This is a genomic window from Rhodosalinus sp. (assembly GCF_041685465.1).
Classification (GTDB): domain Bacteria; phylum Pseudomonadota; class Alphaproteobacteria; order Rhodobacterales; family Rhodobacteraceae; genus Rhodosalinus.
In genome coordinates this window covers 1-3,930 of sequence record NZ_JAWLFS010000258.1, presented here as the reverse complement: position 1 = coordinate 3,930, position 3,930 = coordinate 1, and the positions used below count along the sequence as shown (strand labels likewise).

Annotated in this window: 3 protein-coding genes and 1 pseudogene; all 4 read right to left on the bottom strand. The window is 68.0% G+C overall.

Annotated features, from left to right (window positions below):
- The coding region (rsmG, locus tag ACESL7_RS13880) for a 16S rRNA (guanine(527)-N(7))-methyltransferase RsmG (RefSeq protein WP_372893899.1) at window positions 1–579 on the bottom strand (579 nt) is incomplete at its 3' end.
- On the bottom strand, window positions 576–2,447 hold the full coding sequence (mnmG, locus tag ACESL7_RS13875) for a tRNA uridine-5-carboxymethylaminomethyl(34) synthesis enzyme MnmG (protein ID WP_372893900.1): 1,872 nt from the start codon (window positions 2,445–2,447) through the stop codon (window positions 576–578). The genes rsmG and mnmG, both read right to left, overlap by 4 nt.
- A gap of 24 nt (window positions 2,448–2,471) precedes the next feature.
- Window positions 2,472–3,752, bottom strand: a complete 1,281-nt coding sequence (mnmE, locus tag ACESL7_RS13870; RefSeq protein WP_372893898.1) for a tRNA uridine-5-carboxymethylaminomethyl(34) synthesis GTPase MnmE — start codon at window positions 3,750–3,752, stop codon at window positions 2,472–2,474.
- Window positions 3,753–3,783: 31 nt separating this feature from the next.
- Window positions 3,784–3,930, bottom strand: a pseudogene (locus ACESL7_RS13865) (transcription termination factor Rho); the annotation flags it as partial.

Sequence of the window (3,930 nt, the reverse complement as noted above, 5' to 3'; positions counted from 1 at the left end):
AACGGCGTCGGGATCCGTCATACTCGGAATCGCGTCGGCCGAGAAGGTCCAGTCTTGCTGCGCGGCCTGAACTTCGTCGCGCCAGCGCGCGCCCTTCGGAAAAAGCGCCGTTCCGTCGGGCAGAAGATGGCGCGCAGCGAACCCGAGAAGCGTGCCGAGCGGCGCGAGCGCGCGGGCCGAAAGAACATCGGCGCCAAGCGGCGGCACGGCCTCGATCCGGGCGTCGATGACCCGGGCTGTCGCCCCGGTCTCCCGCAGCGCGGTGCGCAGGAAACTGCATTTGCGCCGATCGCTCTCGACAAACGTGACCTGCGCCGGCGTCGCACGCTCCGCTTCAAGAATGGCGATCACGAGGCCCGGAAAGCCACCGCCCGTGCCAAGGTCCACCCAGTGGCGCGCCGGCGGTGCGGCGCGATGAACCTGCACCGAATCAAGGACATGCCGACGCCAGCCATCGGGCACCGTGCTTGGTGCGACGAGATTGATGCGGCGTGTCCACTTCGCAACGAGCCCGAGGAGCACCGAAAGCCGCTCCTCCGTTTCACGTGAAACAGCCAGGTCCTGTGACGGTTGGCTCATCCTGCCGCGCGCAATCGGTCGGCCTTGCGCACCGCTGCGAGGATCAGGGTCAGCGCCGCCGGCGTCATTCCATCGATCCGGCCGGCTTGCGCCAGCGTCTCGGGCCGCGCCGTCGACAGCTTGTCAGCGAGCTCCTTCGAAAGCCCGTTCAGCGCTCGAAAGTCGAACCCTGCGGGAATCGCAACCGCCTCGTCGCGGCGCAGCGCGTCGATGTCCCGTTTCTGCCGCTCGATGTAATTGGCGTAAAGCGCCTCGCGCTCCAGCTGGCGCCGCACGTCCGGGTCGACATCGGCAAGCGCGGGGTCCAGCCGCACCACCGACTCGAAGCCGACATCCGGAAAGGCGAGAATGTCCATGCCGGACCGCCGAGAGCCGTCCTGCTTGACCTTCAACCCGATGCGCCCAAGGTCCATCGGCGTCGCGCTCACCGCGCCAAGCGCCGCACGCCCGGCCTCCAGCCGCTCCATCTTGTCGGTGAAGGAAGCACGGCGCCGTTCCGACACGAGGCCGAGCTCCATGGCCCGCGGCGTCAACCGCTGGTCGGCATTGTCCGCCCGGAGCGACAGGCGATACTCCGCCCGTGAGGTGAACATGCGGTATGGCTCGGTCACACCACGGGTCACGAGATCATCGACCATCACGCCGATGTAACTTTCCGATCGCTGAAACCAGGCGGGCTCTTCATCGCGCGCGGCGCGTGCCGCGTTGATCCCGGCGACGAGACCCTGCGCTGCGGCCTCCTCGTAGCCCGTCGTCCCGTTGATCTGGCCGGCGAGGTAAAGACCCGGCACGTCACGCAGTGCGAGCGTCGCCGTCAGCGCGCGCGGGTCGACGTAATCATATTCGATGGCGTAGCCCGGCTGCCTGATGACGGCACGCTCGAGACCGGTGATGGAGCTTACGTAAGCCTCCTGAACCTCCGCGGGGAGCGAGGTCGATATGCCATTGGGATAGACCGTGTCGTCGTCGAGCCCTTCCGGCTCCAGGAAGATCTGGTGCGAGTCCTTGTCGGCGAATCGCTCCACCTTGTCCTCGATCGAGGGGCAATACCGCGGTCCGACACCGGTGATTCCGCCGCTGTGCATGGCGGATTTATGGAGGTTTTCCCGGATGATCGCATGCGTCCGCGGGTTCGTGTGCGTGATCCCGCAGGCCACCTGCCGCGCGGTGGGCACGCGGTTCAGGAAAGAGAACATCGCCGGCTCGTCGTCGCCCGGCTGTGATTCGAGGCGATCCCAGGCGATGCTGCCCCCGTCGAGCCGAGGGGGCGTCCCGGTCTTCAGCCGCCCGAGCGGAAGGCCGAAACTGTCGATCCGTTCGGCAAGGCGCACCGACGGCTTGTCGCCCATCCGGCCACCGGAACGGCGCTCCTCCCCGATGTGGATGACGCCCCGCAGGAAGGTGCCCGTCGTAAGCACCACCGCACGCGCCGGAACTTGCGCCCCGTCGGCCAGCACGACGCCGGCGACCCGGTCCCCATCCAGCGCGAAGTCGGTCACTTCGCCTTCCACGATGGTAATACCGGGGTGACCCTCCATCTCGGCGCGCATCGCCTCACGGTAGAGCTTGCGATCCGCCTGGGCGCGCGGACCCTGCACCGCAGGCCCCTTTCGACGGTTCAGGAGACGGAACTGGATCCCTGCGGCGTCGGCGACACGACCCATCACACCGTCCATCGCGTCGATCTCACGGACAAGGTGACCCTTGCCGAGGCCGCCGATCGCGGGGTTGCAGGACATGACGCCGATCCCGTCACGCGACAGGGTGACGAGCGCGACCGACGCGCCGGCGCGTGCCGCCGCATGGGCGGCCTCGCTGCCCGCGTGGCCACCGCCGACGACGATGACATCGAAGCTCTCGTGTTTCACGTGGAACACTCCCGCCGTGATCCGTCACTTGCCGATGCAGAAGGATGCGAAGATTTCGCCCAGGACGTTCTCCACGTCGATCCGACCGGTGAGGGACTCGAGCGCGCGAATCGCACTGCGAAGATCCTCTGCGCATATATCATATCGCTCCGGCCCATGCGCCAGCCCGTCGCGCGCCACGTCGAGCGCCGCCACCGCAGCCTGCATCGCCTGCCGGTGCCGTTCCCGCGTGGCCACGGGGGACGGGGCGACCCGTGCTTCCAGCCGCTCCACGATCCGGGCGACGAGGGCATCCACCCCCTGCCCCGTGAGCCCGGACACCCCGGCCCCATGCAGATCGGCCTTCGCCGAGACGACGATGTCTGCCTCCTCGGGGGCGAGTGCGGGCCCCTCCCCCGGTTCCGTCAGGATCACCCGCAGGTCGGCATCCGCAGCGCGGGCACGGGCGCGTTCCACACCGAGGCGTTCCACGTGGTCCTCCGTCTCCCGCAGGCCGGCCGTATCCACCAGCGTGACCGGCAACCCGTCGAGATCCATCCGGACCTCGATCACATCGCGCGTCGTCCCCGCGATCTCGGATGTCAAAGCGGCCTCGCGACGTGCCAGGGTATTGAGAAGCGTGGATTTTCCGACATTCGGCGGCCCGACGATCGCAACCTCGAACCCTTCGCGCACGCGCTCCGCGGCGCGGGCGCCATCGATTTCCGCCCGAAGCGAGGCATGGCAGCGGTCGATCAGCCCGCGCACCTCGTCGCTCACGTCGACGGGCACCTCCTCGTCCGCGAAGTCGATCGTCGCCTCCAGCAGCGCGGCGGCCCGCAGGAGATCTGCCCGCCATTCCTCCGCCCGCGCACCAAGCGCGCCGGAGAGCGTCCGCAGCGCCTGCACACGCTGGCGTTCCGTCTCCGCCTCGATCAGATCGGCGAGACCTTCCACCTGTGCAAGGTCCATGCGCCCGTTCTCGAAGGCGCGACGCGTGAACTCTCCCGCCTCGGCCATGCGGAGACCCGGCATTGCGCCAAGTTCCCGAGACAGCGCCGTGACCACCGCGGGGCTTCCGTGCACCTGAAGCTCCACCACATCCTCGCCCGTGAAACTCGCACCTTTCGGGAAATACAGCACGAGTCCGCGGTCGATTTCATCCCCACCTGCACCACGAAGGACGCGCAGCACCGCGTGGCGCGGCGGAGGAAGGGACCCGGCGAGCGTTTCGGCCGCCACGGCCGCGGCCGGGCCCGAAACGCGGATTACCGCGACGCCGGCGCGACCCCGCGCAGAGGCCAGGGCGAAGATCGTGTCGCTCACGGACCCGTCGCACCGCGCACGGCGCGCCCCTTCACGTGTTCATCGAATCGAAGAATTCCGAGTTCGTCTTGGTCTGCTTCAGCTTGGAAAGCAGGAACTCGATCGCGTCGGTCGTCCCCATCGGGTTGAGGATGCGGCGCAGGACGAAGGTTTTCTGAAGATCCGCCTTCTCGATCAG